The organism is Micromonospora sediminimaris (assembly GCF_016863575.1).
Lineage (GTDB): Bacteria > Actinomycetota > Actinomycetes > Mycobacteriales > Micromonosporaceae > Micromonospora > Micromonospora sediminimaris.
Genome location: NZ_BOPD01000014.1, coordinates 1 through 26,149, shown reverse-complemented (window position 1 = coordinate 26,149; position 26,149 = coordinate 1). Strand labels below are relative to the sequence as shown.

Annotated in this window: 28 protein-coding genes; 11 read left to right on the top strand and 17 right to left on the bottom strand. The window is 71.3% G+C overall.

Annotated elements, in window-relative coordinates; all coding sequences use genetic code 11:
• Positions 1-120 precede the first annotated feature (120 nt).
• Positions 121-1,725 carry a C40 family peptidase gene (locus Vse01_RS12290; RefSeq protein ID WP_093403980.1) on the top strand — a complete coding sequence of 535 codons (1,605 nt, stop codon included), beginning with the start codon at positions 121-123 and terminating at the stop codon, positions 1,723-1,725.
• 1,172 nt (positions 1,726-2,897) lie between these two features.
• On the opposite strand, the gene Vse01_RS12285 is transcribed toward Vse01_RS12290, so the two are convergent.
• Positions 2,898-3,143, bottom strand: coding sequence for a hypothetical protein (locus Vse01_RS12285; protein WP_139233137.1), 246 nt, complete (start codon positions 3,141-3,143; stop codon positions 2,898-2,900).
• 41 nt (positions 3,144-3,184) lie between these two features.
• Here Vse01_RS12285 and Vse01_RS12280 point away from each other — a divergent pair, with 41 nt between their 5' ends.
• From Vse01_RS12280 to Vse01_RS12270, 3 genes are all read left to right on the top strand, one after another.
• Positions 3,185-3,886 (top strand): hypothetical protein, encoded by a 702-nt coding sequence (locus Vse01_RS12280; RefSeq protein ID WP_139233136.1) that lies wholly within the window; start codon positions 3,185-3,187, stop codon positions 3,884-3,886.
• A 197-nt stretch (positions 3,887-4,083) separates the two neighbouring features.
• A complete protein-coding gene (locus Vse01_RS12275) occupies positions 4,084-5,616 on the top strand; it encodes a DEAD/DEAH box helicase (protein WP_093403977.1) in 1,533 nt (510 codons plus the stop codon).
• Between the two features lie 77 nt (positions 5,617-5,693).
• Entirely contained in the window at positions 5,694-6,323 is a 630-nt protein-coding gene (locus Vse01_RS12270; protein ID WP_093403976.1) for a putative glycolipid-binding domain-containing protein, read from the top strand.
• 61 nt (positions 6,324-6,384) lie between these two features.
• Here the strand turns inward: Vse01_RS12270 and cds1 are convergent, their stop codons facing one another.
• Positions 6,385-7,476 (bottom strand): L-cysteine desulfhydrase Cds1, encoded by a 1,092-nt coding sequence (gene cds1 / locus Vse01_RS12265; RefSeq protein WP_093403974.1) that lies wholly within the window; start codon positions 7,474-7,476, stop codon positions 6,385-6,387.
• Positions 7,477-7,514: 38 nt separating this feature from the next.
• Positions 7,515-7,973, bottom strand: coding sequence for an Lrp/AsnC family transcriptional regulator (locus Vse01_RS12260; protein WP_093403973.1), 459 nt, complete (start codon positions 7,971-7,973; stop codon positions 7,515-7,517).
• A 268-nt stretch (positions 7,974-8,241) separates the two neighbouring features.
• Between Vse01_RS12260 and Vse01_RS12255 the strand changes: the two genes are divergently transcribed.
• Entirely contained in the window at positions 8,242-8,511 is a 270-nt protein-coding gene (locus Vse01_RS12255) for a BldC family transcriptional regulator (RefSeq protein WP_093403972.1), read from the top strand.
• A gap of 27 nt (positions 8,512-8,538) precedes the next feature.
• Here Vse01_RS12255 and Vse01_RS12250 read toward each other — a convergent pair whose 3' ends face one another.
• Positions 8,539-9,168 carry a UbiX family flavin prenyltransferase gene (locus Vse01_RS12250; RefSeq protein WP_093403970.1) on the bottom strand — a complete coding sequence of 210 codons (630 nt, stop codon included), beginning with the start codon at positions 9,166-9,168 and terminating at the stop codon, positions 8,539-8,541.
• Between the two features lie 158 nt (positions 9,169-9,326).
• On the opposite strand from Vse01_RS12250, the gene Vse01_RS12245 reads away from it, so the two are divergent.
• Positions 9,327-10,319, top strand: coding sequence for a terpene synthase family protein (locus tag Vse01_RS12245; protein ID WP_232511216.1), 993 nt, complete (start codon positions 9,327-9,329; stop codon positions 10,317-10,319).
• A 30-nt stretch (positions 10,320-10,349) separates the two neighbouring features.
• Here Vse01_RS12245 and mqnP read toward each other — a convergent pair whose 3' ends face one another.
• The 3 genes from mqnP to Vse01_RS12230 all read right to left on the bottom strand — a co-directional run bounded on the left by mqnP (position 10,350) and on the right by Vse01_RS12230 (position 13,498).
• Complete coding sequence (mqnP, locus tag Vse01_RS12240) at positions 10,350-11,327, bottom strand: menaquinone biosynthesis prenyltransferase MqnP (RefSeq protein ID WP_093403968.1); 978 nt, start codon at positions 11,325-11,327, stop codon at positions 10,350-10,352.
• The gene (locus Vse01_RS12235) at positions 11,327-12,787 is read right to left on the bottom strand and encodes a menaquinone biosynthesis decarboxylase (protein ID WP_093403966.1); all 1,461 of its coding nucleotides are present in this window, start codon (positions 12,785-12,787) and stop codon (positions 11,327-11,329) included. The genes mqnP and Vse01_RS12235 overlap by 1 nt, the downstream gene beginning before the upstream one ends.
• Positions 12,788-12,952: 165 nt before the next feature.
• A complete protein-coding gene (locus Vse01_RS12230; RefSeq protein ID WP_093403965.1) occupies positions 12,953-13,498 on the bottom strand; it encodes a carboxymuconolactone decarboxylase family protein in 546 nt (181 codons plus the stop codon).
• Positions 13,499-13,562: 64 nt separating this feature from the next.
• Here Vse01_RS12230 and Vse01_RS12225 point away from each other — a divergent pair, with 64 nt between their 5' ends.
• Entirely contained in the window at positions 13,563-14,039 is a 477-nt protein-coding gene (locus Vse01_RS12225) for a MarR family winged helix-turn-helix transcriptional regulator (RefSeq protein ID WP_093403963.1), read from the top strand.
• On the opposite strand, the gene Vse01_RS12220 is transcribed toward Vse01_RS12225, so the two are convergent.
• Positions 14,029-14,223, bottom strand: coding sequence for a DUF397 domain-containing protein (locus Vse01_RS12220; protein ID WP_093403961.1), 195 nt, complete (start codon positions 14,221-14,223; stop codon positions 14,029-14,031). The genes Vse01_RS12225 and Vse01_RS12220 overlap by 11 nt on opposite strands.
• Positions 14,211-15,002 carry a helix-turn-helix domain-containing protein gene (locus Vse01_RS12215; RefSeq protein ID WP_307818610.1) on the bottom strand — a complete coding sequence of 264 codons (792 nt, stop codon included), beginning with the start codon at positions 15,000-15,002 and terminating at the stop codon, positions 14,211-14,213. The genes Vse01_RS12220 and Vse01_RS12215 overlap by 13 nt, the downstream gene beginning before the upstream one ends.
• A 233-nt stretch (positions 15,003-15,235) precedes the next feature.
• Here Vse01_RS12215 and Vse01_RS12210 point away from each other — a divergent pair, with 233 nt between their 5' ends.
• From Vse01_RS12210 to Vse01_RS12200, 3 genes are all read left to right on the top strand, one after another.
• On the top strand, positions 15,236-15,508 hold the full coding sequence (locus Vse01_RS12210) for a hypothetical protein (RefSeq protein ID WP_093403960.1): 273 nt from the start codon (positions 15,236-15,238) through the stop codon (positions 15,506-15,508).
• Between the two features lie 176 nt (positions 15,509-15,684).
• Positions 15,685-16,290: an endonuclease V gene (locus Vse01_RS12205; RefSeq protein WP_373870670.1), complete on the top strand. Its 606-nt coding sequence runs from the start codon at positions 15,685-15,687 to the stop codon at positions 16,288-16,290.
• A 138-nt stretch (positions 16,291-16,428) separates the two neighbouring features.
• Positions 16,429-16,659: a hypothetical protein gene (locus Vse01_RS12200; RefSeq protein WP_093403956.1), complete on the top strand. Its 231-nt coding sequence runs from the start codon at positions 16,429-16,431 to the stop codon at positions 16,657-16,659.
• Between the two features lie 37 nt (positions 16,660-16,696).
• Here the strand turns inward: Vse01_RS12200 and ccsB are convergent, their stop codons facing one another.
• Genes ccsB through hemL form a run of 6 tightly spaced genes read right to left on the bottom strand, consistent with a single transcriptional unit; the run spans position 16,697 to position 22,816 of the window.
• Positions 16,697-17,767, bottom strand: a complete 1,071-nt coding sequence (ccsB, locus tag Vse01_RS12195; protein WP_093403954.1) for a c-type cytochrome biogenesis protein CcsB — start codon at positions 17,765-17,767, stop codon at positions 16,697-16,699.
• Positions 17,767-19,413, bottom strand: a complete 1,647-nt coding sequence (resB, locus tag Vse01_RS12190; RefSeq protein ID WP_093403953.1) for a cytochrome c biogenesis protein ResB — start codon at positions 19,411-19,413, stop codon at positions 17,767-17,769. The genes ccsB and resB overlap by 1 nt, the downstream gene beginning before the upstream one ends.
• Entirely contained in the window at positions 19,413-20,252 is an 840-nt protein-coding gene (locus tag Vse01_RS12185; RefSeq protein ID WP_093403951.1) for a cytochrome c biogenesis CcdA family protein, read from the bottom strand. The genes resB and Vse01_RS12185 overlap by 1 nt, the downstream gene beginning before the upstream one ends.
• Positions 20,252-20,776, bottom strand: a complete 525-nt coding sequence (locus tag Vse01_RS12180; RefSeq protein ID WP_373870669.1) for a TlpA family protein disulfide reductase — start codon at positions 20,774-20,776, stop codon at positions 20,252-20,254. The genes Vse01_RS12185 and Vse01_RS12180 overlap by 1 nt, the downstream gene beginning before the upstream one ends.
• Positions 20,777-20,828: 52 nt before the next feature.
• Positions 20,829-21,476 (bottom strand): histidine phosphatase family protein, encoded by a 648-nt coding sequence (locus tag Vse01_RS12175; RefSeq protein ID WP_093403947.1) that lies wholly within the window; start codon positions 21,474-21,476, stop codon positions 20,829-20,831.
• A 2-nt stretch (positions 21,477-21,478) separates the two neighbouring features.
• Positions 21,479-22,816, bottom strand: a complete 1,338-nt coding sequence (gene hemL, locus Vse01_RS12170; protein WP_093403946.1) for a glutamate-1-semialdehyde 2,1-aminomutase — start codon at positions 22,814-22,816, stop codon at positions 21,479-21,481.
• Positions 22,817-22,955: 139 nt separating this feature from the next.
• On the opposite strand from hemL, the gene Vse01_RS12165 reads away from it, so the two are divergent.
• Entirely contained in the window at positions 22,956-23,291 is a 336-nt protein-coding gene (locus Vse01_RS12165) for an STAS domain-containing protein (RefSeq protein WP_093403944.1), read from the top strand.
• A 150-nt stretch (positions 23,292-23,441) separates the two neighbouring features.
• Here the strand turns inward: Vse01_RS12165 and Vse01_RS12160 are convergent, their stop codons facing one another.
• Together Vse01_RS12160 and Vse01_RS12155 are read right to left on the bottom strand one after the other, a co-directional pair.
• Positions 23,442-24,002: a response regulator gene (locus tag Vse01_RS12160; protein WP_093403943.1), complete on the bottom strand. Its 561-nt coding sequence runs from the start codon at positions 24,000-24,002 to the stop codon at positions 23,442-23,444.
• Positions 23,999-26,149, bottom strand: a 2,151-nt coding sequence (locus Vse01_RS12155) for a hybrid sensor histidine kinase/response regulator (protein ID WP_204019245.1), incomplete at its 5' end; no start/stop codon positions are given. The genes Vse01_RS12155 and Vse01_RS12160, both read right to left, overlap by 4 nt.

The following is a 26,149-nucleotide window of genomic DNA, read 5'->3' as shown; positions in this document are numbered from 1 at the left end:
CAGACATCGACACCAGTGCACCGCGTGAGGTAAGACAGGGTGGGGCACGACACACACTGGTAGCGTCCCGAACCGCCGCGCCGACCGAGCGTGGCAAAGCAACGCCGGACGGGGAGCGGAATGGTCGACAGCGCGAACGGACGGCAGCGGCGACGAGGTCCGGTGGTCTCACCTGTGCTCCGGCCGGCGCTCTGGTCCGCCCTGCTCGCCGCGGTCGCCAGTACGGTCCTCGCCGCACCGGCATACGCCGAGCCCGGCATACCCGTCACGGTGCCCGACACCGGTTCCCGGCCCACGGCCACCGGGCCTCTCCAACTACCCGGCATGCCCGCCGGAACGACCCCGGGCCTGACGCCACCGGCGCTCGGCACGCCCGGTGCCAGCGCGTTGGAAACCCGGATCACCGCCGCAGAGGCGCGGGTCGCCGAGTTGGGCACCCGACTGCTCGAACTCGAACAGCAGCGCAACGAGGTGCAGACCCAGTTCCTCACCGCCGAGCGTGATCTTGAGTTCGCCCGGGGCGCGGTCCAGCAGGCGCAGCAGCGTGCCGACCAGGTCGCCGCCGAGGCCATCAAGGCTGCCGCCGCGCTACCACCCGGCGGTTTCGCCACCGACCTGCGTGACCTGGATCTGCTCAGCCGGGCGAACCGCGGCGAGAAGGTCGGGCACGACACCGGCCCGGCCGCCGGCGAGATGGCGCGTGCCCGCGCCGACGAGCAGGTGGCGACGCAGGCGCACGCCGCCGCCCAGTCGCGACTTCAGGGCGTTCAGCAGCAGTACACCGCCACCAAGCAGGCACTGCGCGACGCCGAGGCGGAACTGATCAAGCTGCGCGACGAGAACTCGGCGCAGTTGGTCGAATTGGCCCGCCAGCAGGAGGCCGCCGAGCAGCAACTCGGCGCCGACTACGTCGACCAGTCCGCCGGTGGGCTGGCCGCGCACCCCATCGCAAAGGCCGCCGTCGCGTACGCCCGCAAGCAGCTCGGCGACGACTACGAATGGGCGGCCGAGGGCCCGGACACGTTCGACTGCTCGGGCCTGATGTGGGCGGCATACCGCTCGGCGGGTTACCGCCAGCTGCCGCGAGTCTCCCGGGACCAGTACCGCGCAACCAGCTCGCGGACGGTGCCGCGCACCGCTCTGCTTCCTGGCGACCTGCTCTTCTTCGCCTCGGGTAGCAATTGGCAGAGCATCCACCACGTGGGGATGTACGTCGGCGGCGGCAAGATGATCCACGCGCCGACCACAGGTGACGTGGTCAAGATCTCCACGGTTCGCTGGTCCCGGCTCTACGCCGCGACCCGGGTGGTGGGTGCGGTTCCGGCACCGACGTCCTCGCCGACCCCGTCGCAGCCACCGACCCCCAAGCCCAAGCCCAAGCCAACGCCGAAGCCGACCAAGACGACGAAGCCGACGCCGAAGCCCACCAAGACGACGACTCCCTCGCCCACTCCCTCGGGCTCGACCACGCCGTCGCCGACCCCGACGGGCTCCACCACGCCCTCGGCAACTCCGACGGCGACCACCACCCCGTCGGCAACCCGGTCTGCGACCACCACCCCGTCGGCGACGACCTCGGCCTCCGAGGCCACCTCGCCGACCCTCGGGGCCAGCAGCGTCGCTCCGACCACGGCCGCCAGCAAGGCCGACCCGACCACGGCGGCGAGCAGCGCGGCACCGGACGAGAGCGCTTCGGCCAGCCCGTCCACGGCCAGCGGACGGTGAGCTGACCCCGCACCCGCCGCCCGCCCGCGCCGCGCACGCCTGCCGGCCACCGGTAGTGACAGGGCAGGGTGCAGATTGCACTTGGACCGTCATGTCTCTGCGGCATTTTCATATCTCCCTGACATGACGCTCGTGGGACAGGTGTCCGTCCGCGCAGGGCAGCCACGCCAAAGCCACGGCATAGCATCTGATCGCGGCTGGTCGATGTATGTGCTGCCGGGCGGCCGATGACACCCGCGACGCGGTACGCACTCCGGGTGTGCCGCACGGGTGGAATATGGCACGGTGTCACTCAGGCACTCCCGGTCCGGCGACACGGTCCGGTTGCGAGCGTGGCGCGGAGGCGACGATGACGGAGCAAGAGGTTCCGGCGGGGCTGGCGGGTCCGCCCCCCACGCCCACCGCCGAGCGAGAATCCACCGCCACCGCCCAGCCGGAACCCGCCCCCACCAGCGAGCCGGGTGCCGGCGGTTCCGCAGACCCGACGGCCGATGAGCCCGCCCAACCACCCACCGAGCGGCCCAGCGCAGACGCCGCCCAGCCAAGCGCAGACGCCGCCACCCCGCCGAGCGCGGACGCCGCCCCGTCGAACGCGGACATCCCCACCGGGCCGAGCGCAGACATCGCCGCACGGTCCAGCGCAGACGCCGCCACCCGGCCGGCGGGACCGGCCCGGGGCCGGGCAGGCGTCGCCAAGGTGACGGCACCCGGCGGCGTGAGTCACGGTCAGCCACCGGCCGGTGCCGGGCTGACCGGGGGCGGAGGGGGCACCACGTACCGGGCCACCGCCGGACCGGTGGGCACGAGCGGAGGTGTCGCCCTCGGCGGATCGACCTCGGCGGCCGGCACGGCCGGTGTACCCGGTCAGCGGGAGGCCGTCCAGCCGTACCGGAATCCGACGGCATTGAAACCGGCGCGGGCCAGTGTCCGGGTGCCTGGGCTCAGCCGGGTGAGCGTGGACGAGGCGGAGTCCGCCGGAGGCGGCGGCAAGACGCCCGGTGTCTACCGGTCCGCTCCGGCCCAACCGGGAGCGGCCAGGCCGGCCGGACCGGAACCGGTCGAGCCACCGGAGCCCGCTCGGCCGCCGGAGCCGGCCGAACCGCCGACGCCACCCGCACCCGGGCCGGAACCGGCACCCCATCCCCCGGTGCCTGGACCGGTCCCACCTGGGCCTACCCCACCGTCGCCGTCGCCGGCACCGCCCTCCCCAGCACCGGTGCCGCCGACGCCCGGTCCGTACCCGCCGGGACCAGCCCCCGTTCCGCCGCCCGCCCCCCGGCCCGCGCCGCCGGTTCCGGGCCCGCCGACGCCGCCTCCCGGGCCACCCGTACCGCCGCCGACGCCGCCTCCCGGGCCACCCGTACCGCCGCCACCGCCACCACCGGGCCCGATGCCGGCGCCGCCGTTCCCGCCGCCACCGGCCAACGCCGACACCATCCGGCCCACACCGTCCACCGCCGTGTCCCACACCGGCTCGCCCGCCAGCCCTGGCGAGGCTGACGTGGCTCCGGTCGTGCCGGCGCCGGCGCTGCCGGTCTGGCCGCCACCGACCAACCCCGGCGGCCGCCGGGACGAGCCCGCGCCCATCTCCCCGGCGCTCGCGCCCCGGCCCTCGTCCCGTCCGGGACTGCGTCCGGGCTCCGCCGGGTCACTCGCGGGCTCCGCCGGGTCGCTCGCGGCGGTGGACGGGCCGGGCGGTGATCCAGGCGCGACGCGAACCCAGAGCAGCACGGCCGAACCGCCTGCCTGGGTCGGGACGTCCGCGACCGGATCCACGCCGGGCGTCCGGTCAGCCGGAGAGAAGGAGCAGACGGACCGCCCGGCCAAGACGGAGCGCCCGGCTGAGGTAACGCCTGCTCAGCGTCCCGGCGGCTCTGACCTGAGCGCGTACTACGCCGGGTTGGAAAGTTCGGCGACGGTGGCCTTCCCGGCCGGTGAGCAGGAGACCTCCGGCTCGTTGACCGGGCACATCCTGGCTCAGGGCTGGGCGGACACGGCGGCCGAGAGGTCGCGCAGCACGCTCCGGGTCGTGATCCTGATGGCGGTCGCACTGGGGGTGCTGGTGGCGATCAGCGTGATGGTGGTGCTCTTCGCAAACGACGCGCTGCCCAGCGCGAGCAGTGGCCTGCCGGGCGACCGCCAGCTTCCGGATCGTTGGTGAGTCCGCCCACTACCCGACTCCGGCGCGGGTGGGCACGCGCCGACCGCCGTACACTGGTCGCTGATCATTGACCTGGCGCGTGCACAAGCGCCCATGGGCGATCTTGCGGAAGATCCGGCGGCCACGGCCGCAGCGGGACATCGCGAAGATGCGCCCCGCTCGAAAGGCATTTCTTGACCACCTCCGCTGAACTCGGCATGCCCCCGTTCTCCCCCGACCTTCCCGCCGCGCCGCAGCCGGCCGGCACGACCACCCCGGTCACCTTCGACTCGCTCGGGCTTCCCCGGCAGTTGGTCCGCGCCCTGGACCGACAGGGCATCACCACTCCGTTCGAGATCCAACAAGCCACCGTGCCGGACGCACTGGCCGGGCGCGACGTGCTGGGCCGTGGGCAGACCGGCTCCGGCAAGACCCTCGCGTTCGGGCTGCCGCTGCTGGCCCGGATCGCCGCCGGTGAGCGGGCCCGGCCCCGGCATCCACGGGCTCTCGTCCTGGTGCCCACCCGCGAACTGGCCATGCAGGTGAACGACGCGCTGCTGCCGCTGGGCAAGGCCGTCGGCGTGTTCCTCAAGACCGCCGTCGGCGGGGTGCCGTACGACCGGCAGATCGATGCCCTGCGGCGCGGCGTCGAGGTGGTGGTGGCCACCCCGGGTCGGCTCGCCGACCTGATCGACCGGGGCGTGTGCCAGCTCGACGACGTCGAGGTCACCGTGCTCGACGAGGCCGACCAGATGGCCGACATGGGTTTCCTGCCCGAGGTCACCGAGTTGCTGGCGAAGACCCCTGCGGATGCGCAGCGACTGCTCTTCTCGGCCACTCTGGACGGTGACGTCGACGCGCTCGTGCGGCGGTTCATGACCGACCCGGTCACCCACTCGACCGCCCCACCCACCGCGGCCGTGTCCACGATGGACCACCACCTGCTGCTCATTCCGCCGCAGGAGAAGTTCCCGGTGACCGCGTCGATCGCCGCGCGGCAGGGCCGGACCATCGTGTTCGCCCGTACCCAGTTGGGCGTGGACCGGCTGGTCACGCAGCTCGCCGCCGTCGGGGTACGGGCCGGCGGGCTGCACGGCGGCAAGACGCAGCGGATGCGCACCCGCACGCTTGCGGAGTTCCGCGAGGGACGGACAAACGTCCTGGTCGCCACCGACGTCGCGGCGCGGGGCATCCACGTCGACGGGGTCTCCCTCGTGCTGCACGTCGACCCGCCGAAGGACCCGAAGGACTACCTGCACCGTGCGGGGCGTACCGCCCGGGCCGGTGAGGCCGGTGCGGTGGCCACTCTGGTGCTGCCGAAGCAGCGCCGCACCACCCTGGCCATGCTGGAGAAGGCCGGCGTGGAGCCGGCTCAGTCCCGGGTACGCGTCGGCGACCCGGTGCTGGCTGAGCTGACCGGGGCGCGGGAGCCGAGCGGGGTGCCGGTACGCGAGGAGCCGGAGCAACAGCCCCGACGCGGCAGCCGGCCGGGCGGCCCCCGTCGCTTCGGCGACCGGCCTGTCGGCGAGCGCCGCTACGCCGACCACGGTCACCGGGGCGAACGTCGCTTCGCGGAGCAGGCACCGGGCGACCGCCGGTACCACGACAACCCGCGCGGCGACCGCCGCTTCGGCAGTGACCGGGGCGGTCGGTCGGAGGGGTGGAATCGGTCGGAGGGCTGGAACACGCACGATCGGCCACGCGACGACCGGCGTGGGACGGGCGGCCGACCGCGGGCCCGCAGCTACTGACCACCGCGCGCCGCTCGCGGTGCTGATCTTCGGCGCATACGCTGCCCGGCTCCGCCGGGTGGCGTAACGTCCGGCTCATGCCGACCACGCCGAAGTCACTGCTGTGGACCCGTACGGATACCGCCGGTGCCGAGCACGCCCTGGTCGACGACGGCCACGGCTTGGCGGCGCAGGGCACCCAGTTGGCCGTCGACCCGGTTCCCTACACGTGTCGCTACCAGGTGACCACCGACACCGACTGGGCCAGTGTCCGCCTTGAGGTCGAGGTCGAGGGAGCCGGGTGGCGGCGCAGCGTACGGCTGGAACGGGCGACGCAGCGGTGGCGGGTGACCGCCGCCGAGCAGGGTGACCTCGACGCGGTCCTGACCGCCGCCGGGCACGCCCCGGCCGGGCTGCCCGGCGTGGAGGACCCGGATCGGCTGGCCGACGCCCTCGACGTGGATCTCGGTGGCTCACCGCTGTTCAACACGCTGCCGCTGCGTCGGCTCGGCCTGAACACCGCACCCCCGGACACCGCGCACTCGATAAGCGTGGCCTGGGTTCTGCTGCCCAGCCTCACCGTGCTTCCCGCCGAGCAGGTCTACACCGGGCTGGGCCCGAACCGGTTCCGGTACGCCAGCGGCGGCTTCAGCGCCGAGGTCGAGGTGGACGCCGACGGCTACGTGCTGCGTTACCCAGGGCTGGCCGAGCGCGCCGCCACCCGCTGACGGTCCGGCCGGGCGGTCAGGCCGGCCATGGCACGCCGGTTCAGGGACGCCGGCCGGGCGGTCAGGCCGGCCAGGAGCCGTCGGTCAGGAAGCGGTCGACGGTGGCCAGGTGCGGTGCCAGGTCGAGGCCCTGCCCGGCCACCCATTCGTCGGCGTAGTAGGTGTCGGCGTACCTGTCGCCCGCGTCGCAGATCAGGGTGACCACCGAGCCCGTCCGGCCGGCGGCCAGCAATTCGGCGATCAGGCCGAAGGCACCCCACAGGTTGGTGCCGGTCGAGCCGCCCACCCGCCGGCCCAACACCGCCGAGGCGGCCCGCATGGCCGCCAGGGAGGCGGCATCGGGCACCTGCACCATCCGGTCCACCACCGAGGGCAGGAAGGACGCCTCCACGGTCGGGCGGCCGATGCCCTCGATCCGGGAGCCCCGGCCGGTGCGTACCGACCAGTCGGCCGCCTGCCAGGCAGGGTAGAACGCGGAGTTCTCCGGGTCGACCACGCAGAGCTTGGTGGGCAGCCGCCGGTAGCGGGCGTACCGGCCGATTGTGGCGCTGGTGCCACCGGTACCCGCGCCGACCACGATCCACGCCGGGATCGGATGCCGCTCCAGGGCGAGCTGCGCGTAGATCGACTCGGCGATGTTGTTGTTGCCCCGCCAGTCGGTGGCGCGCTCCGCGTAGGTGAACTGGTCCATGTAGTGCCCGCCGGAGTCCTCGGCGAGCCAGCGTGCCTCGATGACCACCTTCGCCGGGTCCTGGACGAGATGGCACCGGCCGCCCTGGAACTCGATCTGGGCGATCTTCTCGGGCGAGGTGGAGGCGGGCATCACCGCGATGAAGGGCAACCCGAGCATCCGGGCGAAGTACGCCTCGGAGACCGCCGTGGAGCCGGACGACGCCTCGACGATCGTGGTACCCGGCCCGATCCAGCCGTTGCAGAGCCCGTACAGGAACAGGGAGCGGGCCAGCCGGTGCTTCAGCGACCCGGTCGGGTGGACCGACTCGTCCTTGAGGTAGAGGTCGATCCCCCAGTGCCGGGGCAGCGGGAACGGCAGCAGGTGGGTGTCGGCGGACCGGTTCGCGTCAGCCTCGACCGCCGCGATCGCCTCGGTCACCCACCGCCGGCTGGCCTCGTCGCACCGGTCGAGATGAGTCACGCCCGGAAACCTAGCAAGCCGACAGGCGGTGCTCGGGCTCAGGCCGTCGGCGGAGCGACCGACTGCGGTCGGTTCTCCCACTTGGTCGACAGCGCGATGCCGGTACGGGTGGAGGCGACCCCGGGTGTCCGGTTCAGCCGAACGATCAGCTGCTCCAACTCCGCGATGGTGCCTACCCGGGCCTTGAGCAGGAAGGACTCGACGCCGGCCATGAAGTAGCAGGATTCGATCTCGGGCATGACCCGGAACGCCTCAAGCACGTCGTCGGTGTCCGCCCCGGAGTCCTCCACGATGCCGATCAGGGCGGTCACACCCAGCCCGATGGTCTCCGGCTCGACCTCCGCGCGGTACGCCCGGATGACGCCCCCGGACTCCAGCTTCCCGACCCTTTCGTGCACCGCCGGAGCGGAAAGGCCGACCTGGCGGGCCAGCTCGGCGTACGACAGGCGGGCGTTGCCGCGGAGCAGGTCCACGAGGTTGAGGTCGATGGCGTCCACGGACTGTGACCCTAGTCGGCGTGGCGTTACACCCGGACTCCGGTATCCGTTTGACCTGGCAGCGGGTGACAGTTCGCATACCCGGGGTTCGGAGGGCGCGACGCCGGTACCATTTACTAACTTCCCACTCAGTGCGTTTTTCGCGTTTGGCGGACACGCCAGGTCGCTGGTGCTGTAATTGCCATACGTCCCTCATGACGGCTCTGGGCTCGCACCGGCCGGGGGCAGTGTGTTCAGCCGGGGGCTTCGTCGACGCGAGGAGGGGGCTGTGGACACTGGAGATCGCCTGCTGACACCGGGTGAAGTCGCCGCACTGTTTCGGGTGGACCCGAAAACCGTGACGCGATGGGCGGCGGCGGGCCGGATCGGGAGCATCCGGACTCCAGGAGGGCATCGCCGGTTTCGGGAATCCGAGGTGCGAGCCCTGCTTGAAGGGGAGGGCATGCTGGACGAGGCGGACGAGATGGGTAGACCGCAAAACGCGGGCCCGGCCGCTTCGACCGGCACTGCGGGCCCGGCGAATGCCGGAATGTACTGAAGTACGGGTCGGGACGCGGGCCGGCCGTCAGGTCCGGTCCGCGTTCAACTTTCCGGCCCACCGCTTGAACAGCGTGTGCGGCACATCGAGGGCGTCGAGCACCTTGCCCGCCACGAAGTCCACCAACTGGGCCCCGGAGGCGGCGGCGCCCGCACCGTAGAAGCCGGGACTGGCCGGCAGCACCACCGCGCCGGCGTCGTGCAGCGCGATCAGGTGTTCCAGGTGGCTTCGGGTCACCGGCGTCTCCCGGGGCACCACGACCACCCGCCGACGTTCCTTGAGGTTCACCTCGGCGGCACGCTGCAACAGGTCCTTGGACAGGCCGATGGCGATGCCGGCGCAGGCCGCCGTGCTGGCGGGCACCACCACCATCCCGCGTACCGGGTAGGAGCCGCTGCTCGGTCCGGCGGCGAGGTCACCGGCGGGCCAGTGGCGCAGATCCGCGGCGGCGACATCCCGCCCGAGCCAGGCAGCCAGATCCTGAGCCCAGTGAGCGTCCCGGAACGGCCGTCCAGTCTCGTCGAGGACGGTCAGCCGGGCAGCCCGGGAAACGATCAGGTCCACCGGCTCCCCGGCGTCGAGCAGCCCACGTACGACTGCGGCCGCGTACGGCGTGCCGGACGCCCCGGACACCCCGACCACCCATGGTTCGCGCATGCCCTCAGCCTGCCTGGTCACCGCCGGCTCCGGTCGGGCACCCCGGGAAGGCGTCCGAGGTGCCTATGATCGCCGCAGGTTGAGCCGTTACGCCACCGACGCCCGGCGGGTCTGCGGGGGTCACCGCAAGCTGGCATGCTGCCGGGGACGAAAGCACCGTGGGGGCCGACCGGAAGGATGTGGGGACCATCTCGTCGTCGGCCGACTCCGCCCACCACATCCTGCCGTCGCTGCGTGCCGCCTGCCCCATCGCGCCACAGCTCTCCCGGTACGCCGACGATGTGCAGGCGTGGCTGGTGTCCGAGCTGCCGTTGGACGCGCCGACGCGGGAGCGGCTGGGGCGGGCCGGTTTCGCCCGCTACGCGGGGCGGCTCTACCCCGATGCCAGCGAGACCGACCTGCGTACCCTGACCGCGCTGTTCACCTGGTTCTTCCTGGTCGACGACGCCTGCGACGGGCCCGAACGGACCGGCCTCGACGACATCCGTGCCCTACGGGACGGCGCGGTCGCGCTGCTGCGCTTCCGGCTGCGGCACCCGGGTCTGGCCGGTCCGCTACGTCGGCTGCTGGTCAGCGCCTGGCGGGAGCCGCGCCGCCGGATGCCCGCCCGCTGGCGGCAGCGCTTCGCCGACGCGGTCGCCCATCACCTCGACGGCACGTGGCAGGAGGCGGTCAACAAGGCGACCGGGTACGCGCCCGGCGTCGAGGAGTACGTCGAGCTGCGCCGGGCGACCTCGGCGGCGTACGTGTCGTATCCGCTTGTGGAGTTCGTCCACGGCCGGTCGCTGCCCGACCCGGTCTACCACCACCCACGGCTGGGCCAGTTCCGCGACATCGGTAACGACCTGCTCTCCTGGTACAACGACATCGCCTCGCTGGACCGGGACGCGGCCATCTCCGGCGGCCACAACCTGGTGCTGGCGTTGGCCACCGCACACCGCGTGCCGGTGCCCGCCGCCGTCGAGCTGGCGGCGCAGCGTTGGCACGAGTCGATGCGCCGCTTCGTCGCCCTGCGCGCCACGATGCCCTCGTTCGGTCCGGCGCTGGACCCGGCCGTCACCGCCCACCTAGACGGGGTGGCCCGAGCCGTCCGCGGCACCATCGACTGGACCATGGAGAGCGCCCGCTACGCCGTGCCGTCCAACAGGTGATCAGGCGCGCAGGCCGAGCCGGCGGGCTGATCAGGCGCGCAGGCCGAGCCGGACGACCAGGTCGAGCAGGGCGAAGGCGAACAGTGCGATGCCGACGAAACCGTTGGCGGTGAAGAAGGCCCGGTTGACCCGGCTCAGGTCGGTAGGCGTGACCACCAGATGCTGGTAGCCGAAGGCGACCGCGGTGAGGGCCAGCCCGATCCACCAGAGCCAGCCGAAGCCGATCAGCACGCCGAACCAGCCGAACAACGCGAAGGTGACCACGTGCGCGACCGTGGAGGCGTGCAGGGCGAAGCGCAGCCCGTAGCGGGCCGGCACGCTGTGCACGCCGATCTCCCGGTCCACCTCGGCGTCCTGGCAGGCGTAGATGAGGTCGAACCCACCGATCCAGAGGCCGACGGCGGCGCCGAGCAGCCAGGCCGGCCCGGAGCCGGCGAACGTACCGGTCACCGCGAGCCAGGCACCGACCGGGCCGACCATCTGAGCGGCGGCCAGGATGGCGTGTGGCCAGTTGGTGAACCGCTTGCCGTACGGGTAGACCACAAGCGGCACCACGGCCAGCGGCGCGAGCGCCAGGCAGAGCGGGTTGAGCAGGGCGGCGGCGGCGAGGAAGACCACCAGGGCGACGCCCGCGCCGGTCCAGGCCGTCCGCAGGCTCACCGCCCCGGTGACCAGTTCCCGATTGGCGGTACGCGGGTTACGAGCGTCGATCCGGCGATCCAGGATCCGGTTCGCCGCCATCGCGAACGTCCGCGCCCCCACCATCGCCACGGTGATCAGCAGCAGGTCCACCCACCGAACCCGCCCCCCGTTCACCTGCATCGCGACCAAGGCCGACAGGTACGCGAACGGCAACGCGAACACCGAGTGCTCAATCGCCACGAGCTTCAGGAACGCCCCCACCCGCCCCCGCGATCTTGCACTTTTCGTCGGGACAGAGCTGGGCGAAGCGGGCGAATCAGCGACCGAAAGTGCAAGATCGCGGGGGTCGGCGGGCTGGGTGGCCATCAGATGCCGTACTCCTTCCAGCGCTTGTCGACAAGCGAGACGACCTCGGGAGCCATGGTCATCTCCTCGGGCCAGCCCCGGTGGTAGCCCTCCTCGGGGAGCTTGCGGGTGGCGTCGATGCCGGCCTTGCCACCCCAGAACTGCTGGTACGAGGAATGGTCCAGGTGGTCCACCGGCCCCTCGGTGAGCAGCAGGTCCCGGGCGTAGTCGACGTTGCCGAACGCGCGGAAGGCGACCTCGCGGTAGTCGTGCACGTCGCAGTCCTCGTCCACGATCACGATCAGCTTGGTCAGCGACATCATGTGCGCGCCCCAGATCGCGTTCATCACCTTCTGGGCGTGCTTCGGGTACCGCTTGCGGATCGACACGATCGCGCAGTTGTGGAAAACGCCCGCGGCCGGCAGGTCGTAGTCGACGATGTCCGGAATCAGGAAGCGCAGCAGCGGTGCGAAGATCCGCTCGGTGGCCTTGCCGAGGCCATGGTCCTCCTGCGGCGGCTTCGAGGTGACGATCGAGTGGTAGACCGGGTCGCGCTGCATGGTCATCGCCTCGACGTGCAGCACCGGGAACGGCTCGACCGGGGTGTAGAAGCCGGTGTGGTCGCCGAACGGGCCCTCCGGCAGCCGCTCACCCGGCTCCAGGTAGCCCTCCAGCACCACCTGCGCGTGCGCCGGCACCTGCAACGGCACGGTCAGGCAGTCGACCATCTCCACCCGTTCGCCGCGCAGGAAGCCGGCGAACAGGTACTCGTCGATGTCGGCGGGCAGCGGCGCGCTCGACGCGTAGCTGACCACCGGGTCGCAGCCGATGGCGATGGCGACCGGCAGCCGCTGGCCGAGTCGCTCGGCGACGGCGTGGTGCGCGGTGGAGTTCTTGTGGATCTGCCAGTGCATCCCGAGGGTGTTGTGGCTGTGCTGCTGGAGCCGGTAGAGGCCGAGGTTCCGCTTGCCGGTCTCCGGGTGCTTGGTGTGGGTCAGTCCGAAGTTGTGGAAGATCCCGCCGTCACCCGGCCAGACCTGGAGCCCGGGCAGCCGGTTCAGGTCGACGTCGTCACCCCGGTAGACCACCTGCTGGCAGGGGGCGGTCTTGACCTTCTTCGGCGGCATCGACTTGAGCTGCATGACCTTGCTCAGGCCGCCCATCATGCCGGAGAAGCCCACCGGCAGCTCCGGCTTGAGCATCTCGCCGATCCGGTTGCCTATCTCGTCAAGCGACTCGACGCCGAGCGCCATCGCGGTGCGCTTCTCGGTGCCGAACAGGTTGATCGCCAGCGGCATCTCACCCCGGGTGGGCTGCTCGAACAGCAGCGCCGGCCCGTCGGCCCGCACCGTCCGGGTGACGATCTCGCTGATCTCCAGCGTCGGGTCGACCGGGACGCTGACGCGCCGCAGTTCGCCCGCGCGCTCCAGCGCCGCGAGAAAATCCTTCAGATCGGTGTACGGGAAGCCACGAGCCGCCATGCCCGCAAGTCTGTCCTACGTCCGCTGGTGCTGCCCACGCCGGGTGGCCGTACGCCCTGTGGCGCGCCCCACCCCCGCCTGTCACGGGACACCGCGGTCGGGCGAATCCTGCGATGCCTGCGCCTGCGCCTGCGCGACCGTGCCTCTTCGGCGAGCTGGCTCGGCTCACGCGTACGCGGCCAGGGGCGGGTCGATCGGCGCCCGGGTGAGCCGGTTGGCGAAGGTGGAGATGGTGTACGTGCCGACGCCGAGCACCACGTCCAGGGCGTGCCGGGGCTGGTAGCCAGCGGCCAGGAAGGCGGCCAGTTCCTCGTCGCGCACCGCACCCCGGTTGTCGAGCACGGCCAGGGTGAAGCGTCGCAACGCCTCCAGCCGCTCGTCGGGCAGGTCGGTGCCGGCGCGCAGCGCGTCGGTCAGCTCGGCGGCAGCGCCGTGCCGGACGAGGGTGGCGGTGTGCATGGCGACGCAGAGGTGGCATTCGTTCCGACCGGCGACCGTGAGCACCACGACCTCCCGCTGGATCGGGTCCAGCCCGCAGCTCTCGAAGCTGGCGTTTGCGGTCAGGAAGCCCTTGAGCAGTTCGGGGGACTCGGCCATCAGGCCGACCGCCCCGGGCAGGTGACCGATCTTGCGGCGTACGCCGGTCATGGTGGCGCGGGCAGCCTCCGGCGCGGTGTCGATGGTGTGGGTGGTGAATACGTGCGTGGACATGGCGGCGCCCCTTGCCGTAGATTAGTCAACGTGGTTGACCAAACCGTAAACCAGGTTGTCGAAATTGCCAACACCTGAACCGCAGCGACCCGGCTTCGTGCTGCCGCTGCTGTTGCTTGCCGGCTTCCGGACGCTCATCGACGACCTGCACGCCGAGCTGGCCCGGCAGGGTCACGCGGAGCTGCGCCCGCTGCACGGCTTCGTGCTCCAGGCCGTCGGCGCCGACGGCACCACCGCCTCCGAGCTGGGTCACCGGCTGGGCGTCTCCAAGCAGGCCGCCGGCAAGACCGTGGACCGGCTGGTCGCCCTCGGCTACCTGGAACGCGCCGACGACAGCCGCGACGCCCGCCGCAAGCTGGTCCGGCTGACCCCGCACGGGCTCGACGGGCTACGCCGGTCGGCTGTCATCTTCGACGCGCTGCGACAGCGCTGGACGGAAACGCTCGGCGCGGACCGGGTGGCCGCCATCGAGGACGACCTGCGGGCCGTCACCCCCGCCAACTGGTTCCGCCTCGACATCCCCGGCTGGTTCACCGGCTGATCGGAAGCACCGCCACGAACGTCCGCCAGGCCGCCGGGCCGAAGACCAGCACCGCGCCGTCGCGGTCCTTGCTGTCCCGGACCGCGACCAGGCCGGGCAGGTTGTCGGCCACCTCGACGCAGTCTCCGCCGTTGGTGCTGCTCCGGGTGCTTGTGCGCCACCGGGCGTCGGTCAGCTCCGCCATGACTCCGCCACCTCCGTCAACAACTCGATCGACTGCCGGGGCGGCAACGCCTCGCCCTGGATCGCCTCCCAGGAGGCCCGGATCGCCAGCACGTCCTCGGTGTGGTCGATCACCTGGCCCTTGAGCTGATCGTCCAGATAGGCCACATCCTCCCCACCGGGAAGGGTAGCCAGCACGAAGGCCCCGGCGACACCCGGATACGCGCCGACCGAGGCGGGCACCACGTGCAGCCGTACCCGGGCGTGCTCGGTGGCCAGCTTGACCAGCCGCCACAGTTGCTCGCGCATCACCACCGGCCCACCGACCGGCCGGCGCAGCACGTGCTCGTCCAGCACCGTGACCAGCTGCGGCGGTCGCTCGCAGGTGAGCACCGCCTGCCGGGCCAGTCGCGCCTCCACCCGCCGCTCCACCTCCGCGTCGTCGTAGAGGCCGACGCTGCGGAACAGCGCGCGGGCGTACGCCGAGGTTTGCAGCAGCCCCGGCACCACCGTGTGCTGGAACGACCGCAGCACGGTGGCCTGCCGCTCGTTGGCCTCCCACTCCCGCATCCACTGCGGCGCACCGAGCCGGGCCAGCATCCGGACGAACGCGCCGCCGGTGTCGAGTGCCGCGTCCGCCAGCTCCCAGAAGTCGGGCGGCGGCTTACGCGCCTCGGTCTCCACCATGGCCACCGTCGACGGCGAATAGTTGATCGCCCGGGCCAGATCCTCCTGCGTCACCTTGCGTGCCGCCCGCATGTGTCGCAGTTCCTCGATGAGCACTCGCGACCGCTCGTCCACCCACACCACTCCTCACCAGCACGACAGGCGTTTCTCACCGCCCTCACCGGGGGACAGACCAGGCACACAGGGCGATGGGATGCCTTCCGAGCGTAGTCGGCGGCGCACCAGACTGTCCCCATCGGAACCGCCCGGATCCGGCAGAAAGGACGGGCGCAACCGAGGCGGGGCCGTCCGGCACGTCGGCGACGGACGGCCCCGCCGCCAACCGGCTGGCAGACAGGAGTACGCAGATGACGTCGCAGATCCACGTCGCGCTCCGGCCGCTCTGGCTGTGCCGGGCCTGCGCCGCACCGTGGCCCTGCGCCAACGCCCGGCTCACCCTCCTCGCCGAGTACCGGGACAGTCACGTGGCCCTGTCGATCTACCTCGCCGGGCTGCTGTACGACGCGGTCGAGGATCTGTACCGCCTCGACCCCCACAACGCGCCGAAGCCCGCCGCGCTGCACGAGCGGTTCCTCGGCTGGGCCGCCCCACGAGCTCCTCGCCCACACCCCACCGACTGACCGCCGCTTTGGTCGTACGCTCGCACCTCATGACGATCGTCACTGCCGACCGGCCGCACTCCGACGACGAGCCGGCGGTAGTCGAGGAGCCGGGCGCGGCGGCCACCGCCGAGGAGCCGGGCGCGGCGGCCATCTCGCCGGCCTCCGTGGCCGAGGCGGAGCGGATCCAGCAGGAGCTGCGGCGGCACCTCGACCTGGAGGAATGCCTGGACGGCGCGCCGAGGCTGGTCGCCGGCGTGGACGTGTCGTACCACAAGGATTCGTCGCGGATCGTCGCCGCCGCCGTGGTCATCGACCTGACCACCGGCGCCGAGGTGGAGTCGGCCGTGGTACCGGGCACGGTGAGCTTCCCGTACGTGCCGGGGCTGCTGGCCTTCCGGGAGGTGCCGATCCTGATGGCGGCGCTGGGCCGGCTCGGCCATCGCCCCGAGGTGGTGGTCTGCGACGGGTACGGCATCGCCCACCCCCGGCGGTTCGGGCTCGCCTGCCACCTGGGCGTGCTGACCGGGCTGCCCACCTTCGGGGTGGCCAAGACGCCCTTCGTCGGTGCGTACGACGAGCCGGGCACCCGTCGGGGCGAGTGGTCGGCACTGCGCGACGGCGACGAGGTGCTGGGTCGGGTGCTGCGTACGCAGACCGACGTCAAGCCGGTCTTCGTCTCGGTCGGCCACCGCACCAGCCTCAACCAGGCGACCACGATCACGCTCGACCTGAGCCGGCGCTACCGCCTGCCCGAGGTGATCCGCCGCGCCGATTTCCTCTCCCGCGAAGCCCTCCGCTGACCGTCGACGCCTATTACACCGAGTAATTCTTGGACAGTTCCCGTTAGCGAAGAACGGGAACTGTCCAAGATCTCGACGGATTTGGGGAACATCTCACCGACCGTGGACCGGGATGCCGGGCGACGACACCATTGAGGCATGTCGGATGCGTACGTCGTCGGCGAGCCGGACGGGCTGTCGCCGCTGCAGGTCGAGCTGCGCGACGCCATCGCCCGTGAGTTGCACGCGCAGCTCGGGCTGCGGTCCGAGCGGATCGAGCTGGCCGATGTGCCGGAGGTCGCCTACCAGGTCACCCTGCGGGTGGGCGAGACGCTACGGCGGCACCGGCCGCTGTCGGCCCCGCCTCGGAGCTGTCCGCAAGACGTATAACCACAGTTACTATAAGTGTGGTTATACGTCTTGCAGGTCAGAGGCCGCCGTAGGAGTGCAGGCCCTCGAAGAAGATGTTCACGCCGAAGAGGTTCATCAGCACGGTCAGGAAGCCGAGGATGGCCAGCCAGGTGGCCGTGTTCCGCCGCACGCTCGGCGTGGCGCGGGCGTGCAGGTAGCCGGCGTACACCACCCAGGAGATGAACGCCCAGGTCTCCTTCGGGTCCCAGCCCCACGGGCGACCCCAGGCCGCCTCGGCCCAGATCGCCCCGGCGATCACCGCGAAGGTGAAGATCGGGAATGAGAAGGCGTGCAGCACGAAGGTGAGCCGTTCCAGCCCGGCCGCTGCCGGCAGCCGCTTCGCCAGGGTGTACGGGAAGCTGCGCTTGCCGTTCTCGTACCCGGCCCGCATCAGGTACGCCGCCGCCGGCACCACGCCCAGCAGGAACAGGCCCGAGGCGAAGACGATCGTCGACACGTGCACGATGAACCAGTACGAGTTGAGCGCCGGCACCAGCGGCACGATCGGGGTGTAGAGCACCAGCTCGGCGGTGGCCACCAGCAGCACCATCACCAGCGTCAGGAACAGCCCGAGGCGGCGCAGGAACGGCCACTTCACCAGCACGGTCAGCCAGGCGGCGACCCCGATGAACGAGACCGTGAGCACGAACTCGTACATGTTGCCCCACGGCATCCGGTCAGCGGCCAGGCCCCGCGTGACGAGTGCCGCCAGGTGCAGCGCGGCGGCGACGGCGGTCAGCCCGACCGCGATCCGGCCGCCCAGCTCCGCCCGCCGCGCGGTCCGATCGGCCCGACCCGATGTCGCCGGGTCCACCACAGCGCCACCGAGCGCCGACGACCCGTCGGCGAGATCGCTCGCGCTCCGGCCATCCGTGGCGATGCCATTCGTCGCCAGGCCGTCCCCGTCCGGACCGACAGTCACCTCGACGGTCGACGCGCCCACCCCCGCGCCGACCAGCTCGCGGGCCGGTGCCACGACGACCCTGGCGCGCGAGTTGCCGAGGGCGTACTCGACGGCGTGACTGATCATCGCCAGCAGATACACAAGCGTGGCGATCGACACCAGCTGATCGGAGAGTGCGGACATCACTCGGCTCCTTCCCGCGCCCGGGCCGACGCGCCCGGGTCGGTGCCGGCGTCACCGGATCGTCCACCGATCGCGGCGACCAGTTGGGCGAACTCGGCGGCGAACCCGGGATGCTCGGTACGCGGCAGACCAGCCACCTCGACCAAACTACTACCGCCCGTCGGAGATCCACCGTCGGGGTCACCCGGGCCGGCCGGCAGCAGCCGCACGAACACCCGCCGACGCCTGACGAAGAGCGAACCCATCAGCCCCAGCACCAGCCCGATCGAGCTGACCAGCAGCAGCATCGTGCCCGGGTCGTGCCGTACCGACAGCACGATGTACCGCTCCGTGCCCACGAACTCGACGGTGGTGCCGTCGTCAAGCGTCCAGCTCTCGCCGATCCGCAGTTGCTTCGCACCGATCTCGGTGAGCCGGCCGTTGCGTAGCTGACGCTGGTCGAGCTGGTAGACCGAGCCGGGGATGCCGGCGTCGAGCCCCAGGTTCCCCCGGTACGCGACCAGGTCGAGCAGCGGATTCTGCTCGGTCGGGTGCTCCGAGCGGACGAACGGCGGCTGCTGCGGTGCGGTCGGCAGGTAGAGCCCGGAGAAGGCCACCTGGAGATCCGGGTTCCGCTCGCCGGTCTCCGGGTCGACGTTGGCGTCCGGGAAGGCGGCCAGGCCCTCGCCGGTCAGCCCGATGTCGCCGGTGGTGAGGAACGGCACGGTGCTGGTCTGGGTGCCACCGAACCGGTCGGTGTACCGGATCACCGGGGCGTAGCCGTGCCCGAGCAGGTAGACGTTCGCGCCGTCGAGGCGCAACGGTGCGTTGACCGAGAACTCGGCCTGGCGGGGCGCACCGCCGTCCTCGTCGACTGTCACCTTCGCGTTGAACGAGGACGCTTGGCCGTTCGGCAGGAACTGCGCGTCGAACTCGTCCAGCTGCATACAGAAGCGGGGCAGGTCGTCACCGACGCGCGGACCGAGCTTCGCCTCGGCGTACTGCTGGCGGGTGTTGCAGAAGACCTGGTCCGCTCCCGCCACCAGCAGCCGGTTGCCGTGCCAGCCGTACCAGGAGCCGAGCGCGACACCGACAAGCACCAGCACCATCGAGGTGTGGAAGATCAGGTTGCCGGTCTCCTTCAGGTAGCCCTTCTCGGCGGAGACCTCGTCGCCGCGTACCGCCACCCGCCACCGCCGTCGCCGCAGCGTCTCGGCGACCGCCGCCGCGCCGCCCTCGGGCGCGGGCACCACCGCGTGCTGCGGCAGCCGCTCCAACCGTTTCGGTACGGCCGGCGGACGGGCCCGCAGCGCCCGGACGTGGTCGCGGAGCCGGGGCGTGATGCAGCCGATCAGCGAGGTGAACAGCAGCAGGTAGATCGCCGAGAACCAGACCGAGCTGAACGCCTCGAACGCGCCCACCCGGTCGAGCAGCGGCGCCAGGTCGGGGTTGGCGGTGTAGAAGTCGCGTACGTCCTCGGGGTTGACCCCACGCTGCGGCAGCACCGACCCGGGGATCGCCGCGATCGCGAGCAGGAAGAGCAGCACCAGCGCGGTACGCATGCTGGTCAGCTGCCGCCACGAGTTGCGCAGCAGCGCGAGCAGCGGGTTGGGCCGGCGTCGGGGCGCCTCGGCCGGTGTGGCGGGACGGTCGTCCACGGCGGTCATCAGATGCCCACCTCGAAGTTGCCCACCCCGACCGTGGTCTGCAACCAGATCACCACGTTGGTCCAGCCACCGGTGACCAGCGCCAGCCCGATCAGGATCAGTAGCGCCCCGCCGATCCGGGTGACCCAACGGCTGTGCCGGCGCACCGTGCGGAACACCCCGAGCAGCCGGTTGAAGCCCAACCCGAAGACGACGAACGGAAGACCCAGCCCGAGGCAGTACGCCACCGCCAGCACCACCGCCCGGTCGGTCTGCCCGCTGGTGGTGGCCATCCCGAGCACCGCGGCCAGCGTGGGCCCGGTGCAGGGCACCCAGCTCAGTGCGAACACGGCACCGAGCACCGGTGCGCCGAGCAGCCCAGCGGCGGGCAGCCGGTTGATCCGGAACTCACGCTGGAACCCGGGCAGCGCACCGAGGTAGCCCAGACCGAGCACGACGATGAGCCCGCCGACGATGATCTCCAGCGTCCGTTCGTGGTCGAAGAAGACCCGGCCGACGCCGCTGAACAGGACTGCCGTGGCGGTGAACACGACGGTGAAGCCGGCGATGAACAGCAGCGTCCCGGCCAGCACCCGACCCTTCACCGCGGGGGCGACCCGAGTGCTCTCCCGTACCGCGGTGCCGACGCCGCCACCACCGCCCGGTATCTCGCCCACCGCGGGAGGCGCGTGCCGGCCTTCGAGGTCCGCGCCGGCCAGCCCGGTGACGTACGAGAGGTAGCCGGGCATCAGCGGCAGCACGCACGGAGACAGGAAGCTGACCAGACCGGCCAGGGCAGCCGCGCCCAACGCCAACAGCAACGGGCCGGACTCGGCGAGCTGACCGAAGGTCCCGCCCATCAGCGCTGACCGGCCGGCGCGGGCGCCTCGGCGGCGATCCGCTCGACAATGGGTTGCAGCCCCTCCTGCCGGACCGCCGCCCGGATCACCGTGGCGATGCGTCCCTCCCGGTCCAGCACGACGGTGGCCGGGATGGTGTTCGGCGGGATGTCCATGTCGAGGGCGAGCCGGCTGCCCGGGTCGAAGATGCTCGGGTAGCTGACCCGGCCCTCCTCGAAGGCGATGGCCTTGTCCCGGCTGTCCTGCACGTTGATGCCGAGGAAGGTCACCCCGGCGTCCTTCGTCGCCTGGTAGGTGTTCTCCAGGTCGTCGGCCTCGGCCCGGCACGGCGCGCACCAGGAGCCCCAGAAGTTGACCACCACGACCTTGCCCCGCTGGTCGACCACGTCGTAGGACCCACCGGCCAGCAGCTCACCGGCGATCTTCGGGGCGGCGGACCGCTGCTCCGGGGCACACTCGACGATGCCGCCGGCGCTGTCGCAGTCGGACTCCCGCCCGTCGCCCGTACAACCGCTCAGGAGCATCGCGGTGGCCGCGGCGGCGAGCAGGCCGACAGCCAGCCTCCGGACGCCCATCTCAGGCCCCCTTGGCCGTCCGCGCGGTCGGCGACATCGCCACCAGGTGTGCGGCCGGTTCGGAATAGCCGATGCCGACGATCTTGGCGCCGTCGAAGTGGAAGGTGGTGAGGGAAGCCAGTGCACACTGCCGGCGACGCGGATCGTGCCACAACCGCTTGCGCTCCACGTAGCGGCGCAGCGTCCAGATCGGCAGCTGGTGCGAGACCAGGACGGCCTCCCGGCCCTCGGCGGCGATCCGGGCGGCGTGCAACGCGGCGAACATCCGCTCGGCGATGGCCCGGTACGCCTCGCCCCAGGACGGGGTGACCGGGTCACGCAGCACCCACCAGTTGCGCGGGTCGCGGAAGGAACCGTCGCCGGGCGAGACCTTCTTGCCTTCGAACCAGTTGGCGCTCTCGATCAGCCGCTCGTCCACTCCGACGGGCAGCCGGAACTGGGCGGCGATCGGCTCTGCGGTCTGCTGGGCGCGTTCCAGCGGGCTGGCCGCCACGTGCACGACCTCGCGTTCGGCGAGCCCCTGCGCGGCGGCCTTGGCCATCTGGACGCCCAGTTCGCTGAGGCGGAAACCGGGCAGCCGGCCGTACAGGATGCCGTCCGGGTTGTACACCTCGCCGTGCCGGAGCACGTGGACCACCGTCTTACTCACCGCTACCCCCCGTGACCTGCCGCTGCCGCCGCGTTGGCCGCCGTCGGCAGCGCGCCGGCGATCTGTTCCAGGGCGGCATCGTCGATCGCCGCCGAGACGAACCAGGACTCGAACGCGCTCGGCGGCAGATAGACCCCGGCAGCGAGCATCGCGTGGAAGAACGCCTTGAACGCCGGCACCTGCTGGGTGCGGGCGCTGTCGTAGTCCACCACGTCGGCATCGGTGAAGAAGATCGAGAACATGTTGCCCGCGTACGAGAGCCGGTGCGGGACCCCGGCGGCAGCCAGCGCGTCGGCGGCCAGCTTGCCCACGACGGCGGCGGTGTCGTCCAGCCGGCGGTAGAGCGCGTCGTCGGCGAGCCGCAACGTGGTCAACCCGGCCGCGCAGGCGAGCGGGTTCCCGGAGAGGGTGCCGGCCTGGTAGACCGGACCGGCGGGAGCCAGTCGCGACATGATCTCCGCGCGCCCACCGAACGCCGCGGCGGGCAGGCCGCCACCCATGACCTTGCCGTACGTCCACAGGTCCGCCTCGACCGGATCGAGGCCGTGCCAGCCGGCGCGGGAGACCCGGAACCCGGTCATGACCTCGTCGACGATCAGCAGTGCGCCGTGCGCGTGCGCGATCCTGGCCAGCTGCGCGTTGAACCCGTCACGGGGGGCGACCACGCCCATGTTGCCCGGTGCGGCCTCGGTGATCACCGCGGCGATGTGCTGGCCCTCGGCAGCGAAGGCGGCCTCGACGGCGGTCACGTCGTTGTAGGGCAGCACGATGGTCTCGCTGGCCGCCGCGCCGGTGACCCCCGGCGAATCGGGCAGGCCGAGGGTGGCCACGCCGGAGCCGGCGGCGGCCAGCAGCGCGTCGACGTGCCCGTGGTAGCAACCGGCGAACTTGATGACCTTTGAGCGACCGGTGTAGCCGCGCGCCAGGCGGATCGCCGACATCGTCGCCTCGGTGCCCGAGTTGACCAGCCGGACCTGCTCGACCGGGGTACGCGCGACGATCTCGTCGGCCAGTTCGACCTCGCCGGGGGTGGGCGTACCGAAACTGGTGCCGTGCGCGGCGGCGGCCTGCACGGCCGCGACCACCTCGGGGTGAGCGTGCCCCAGGATCAGCGGCCCCCAGGAGCAGACCAGGTCGACGTAACGGCGACCGTCCGCGTCGTGGAGCCAGGGCCCCTCACCTCGAACCATGAAGCGTGGGGTGCCGCCGACCGCCCGGAAGGCGCGCACAGGGGAGTTCACCCCGCCCGGCACGATGGCGCAGGCGCGGTCGAACAGGGCCGCTGAGGCCGGCGCGTCGACCGGGTAGCGGTCGGATCCGGCGGTAAACACCTCGGTCACGATGCCGCCATTGTGTCAGCGCCCGGCTGCGGATCGGCAGCCACCCCGGCCAGGGGTTACCGGGCTCACCCCCGGCACGCTGCGCGGGGACGGCACGCCTCGACAGGCCGGTCGACGGAGATCGCGATAGGCTGACCCGGTGGATCGTGCCGAACTGTCCATCACCGTACACCGAACGGGCGACGAAGCAGTCCTCCGCCTTGCCGGTGAGATCGACATGCAAACGGCCGCCCAGCTATCGACCGTCGTCAACGAGGTTCTCACCGAGCCCCCGCCCCGGATCGTCCTCGATCTCGGCGGCGTGACGTTCTGCGACTCGCAGGGGCTGGGCACCCTGGTCGTCCTCAGCCGCAAGGCCAGTCACGCGCAGAGCCTGCTCGTCCTGACCAACGTCGGCGAGTTCCTGCTACGCGTCCTGGACATCACCGGCCTACGCAGCGCCCTGATGATCCGCAACGACACCCCCACCCCCTAACCCACCCCCGCGCCCGCGCCCGCGCCCGCCGCGATCTTGCACTTTCGGTCGCCCAAATGCCCCGAATTGCACCTTTCGTCGGGACAAAAACTGCAAGATCGCGGGCGGGCGGCGGGAGGCGGGGTGGGCGGGGTGGGGGTGGGTAGGGGGTTAGTCGGGGGTGGTGCCCCAGCGGGCTTGTTCGAGGAGGGCTACGGCGCGGGCGTGGGCCTCCGGGTCGTCGGCGTTGCGGAGCAGGGTGGTGGCTTCGTCGACGGCGTCGGTGAGCAGCCGCCACTGGGCGTCACGTTCGCGCACCATCTCGGACTGCGCCGCCAGCTGACGGGTCTTGGTCCACAACTCGACGAAGACGGAGACCTTGGCCCGCAGCACCCACGGATCGAACGGCTTGGTGAGATAGTCGACCGCGCCCGCCGCGTAGCCGCGCAGGGCCAGTTGAGCGTCCCGGTCGGCAGCGGTCAGGAAGATGATCGGCACGTGCCGGGTACGCTCCCGCCGCTTGATGTGGCTCGCCGTCTCGAACCCGTCCATGTCCGGCATCTGGGCGTCCAGCAGGATCACCGCGAAGTCGTCGACCAGCAACTGCTTCAGCGCCGCCTCACCGCTCTCCACGGCGACCGACTGCACCGGCAGCCCCTGGAGGATCGCCTCCAGGGCCATCAGGTTCTCCCGGCGATCATCGACCAGCAGCGCCTTCGCCACCTGCGTCACGAGCCCTCCTCGGTACGGCTGCCACTGATCCAGGTGCCCATCAGCTCGATCAACTGGTCCAGGTCGACCGGCTTGGTGATGTAGTCGCTGGCTCCGGCCGCTATCGCCGACTCACGATCCCCCGGCATGGCCTTCGCCGTCAGGAACACGATCGGCAGGTCCGCGAACCGGTGATTACGCCTGATCTGTCGGGTTGTCTCGTATCCGTCCTGATCGGGCATCATTGCATCCATCAGGACGATATCGACCTCCGGGTGTTCGGCCAACAGGCGGACCCCGTCGGCGCCGTTGTCGGCGTACAGCACGGTCATTCCGTGCAGTTCGAGCGCGCTGGTCAGCGCGAAGACGTTACGCACGTCGTCGTCGACGATCAGCACGGTGGCACCGTCGAGCTGGCGGGTCTTCGGCGCCTCGGGCGCCTCCGACAGCAACTCCATCGGCGGCATCAACAACGACGACGGCAGACCCGCCCGCTGCGGTGACGGTGGCGCGGGTGCCACCACCGCGTCCGGCGCCAGTACGTCGGGCAGGTAGAGCGTGAACGTCGAGCCCTGGCCGGGTGCCGAGGCGACCGTGATCGTGCCCCCGATCAGCCGGGCCAGGTCACGGCTGATCGACAGGCCCAGCCCGGTACCGCCGTACCGGCGGCTGGTCGTCCCGTCCGCCTGCTGGAACGCCTCGAAGATCAGCGACAGCTTGTCGTCGGAGATCCCGATACCGGTGTCGATCACCGTGAAGGCGATCACCTGCCGGGCGTTGGTCAGCGCCGGTACGTCGAACACCGCGTGCTCCGGCGCCCGGGAGATCCGCAGGGTCACCGCACCGTTGTCGGTGAACTTGACCGCGTTCGACAACAGGTTGCGCAGCACCTGCTGAAGCCGCTGCGCGTCGGTCACCACGGCCGGCGGCAGGTCCTTGCCGATGCGTACCTGGAAGTCCAGGCCCTTCTCCTCGGCCTGCGGGGAGAACGCCTGTTCCACGTAGTTGCAGATCTCGGTGAACCGGACCTCGGTCGGCTCGACGTCCATCCGCCCAGCCTCGATCTTGGAAAGATCCAGGATGTCGTCGATCAGGCGCAGCAGGTCCGACCCGGAGCCGTGGATCGTGCGGGCGAACTCGATCTGCTTCGGCGTGAGGTTCTGCTCGGAGTTCTCCATCAGCAACCGGGCCAGCAGCAGCAGCGAGTTCAGCGGCGTACGCAGCTCGTGGCTCATGTTCGCCAGGAACTCCGACTTGTACGCCGAGGCCCGGGTGAGCTGCTGCGCCTTGTCCTCCAGGCCCAGCCGGGCCAGTTCGATCTCCCGGTTCTGGGTCTCGATGTTCGCCTTCTGCTCCGACAGCAGTTTGGCCTTGTCCTCAAGTTCGGCGTTGGTCCGCTGCAACTCCGCCGACTGCTCCTGCAACTCGTGTGCCAGCCGCTGCGACTGCGCGAGCAGTTCCTCCGTACGCCGGTTCGCCTGAATGGTGTTGACCGCGATGCCGATGGTGGAGACCAGCCGTTCCAGGAACGACAGGTGCAGCTCGGAGAAGGGTGTGACGGTGGCGAACTCGATCACGCCGAGCAGTTCGCCCTCGAAGAGGACCGGCAGGACGACCAGGTCGGCCGGTGGCGTGTCGGCCAACCCGGACCGCAGGGTGATCCGGCCGTCCGGTACGGCTCCGACCCGGATGGTGCGCCGGGACAGGGCGGCCTGGCCGACCAGCCCCTCGCCCGGCCCGAAGGTCACGTCGTGCCCCCGGGAGACGTAGCCGTACGAGGCGGTCAACCGCAGCCGCATCACGCCCTCGGAGTTGTCCACGAGGAAGAAGGCACCCAGCTGCGCGTCGACAAGCGGAGTGACCTCCTGCATGATCATCCGGCAGACCTCGCCGAGATCACGCTGGCCCTGGAGCAGGCCGCCGATGCGGGCGAGGTTGGAGTCGAGCCACCCCTGCTCGGCGTTCTTGTGGGTCGTCTCCCGCAGGGTGACGATCATCTGGTTGATGTTGTCCTTCAGCTCGGCGACCTCGCCCTGCGCCTTCACCGCGATCCGCTGGGTGAGGTCGCCCCGGGTCACCGAGGTCGAGACGCGGGCGATCGCGCGTAGCTGGGTGGTGAGCGTCGAGGCGAGCTGGTTGACGTTCTCGGTGAGGTCCCGCCAGGTGCC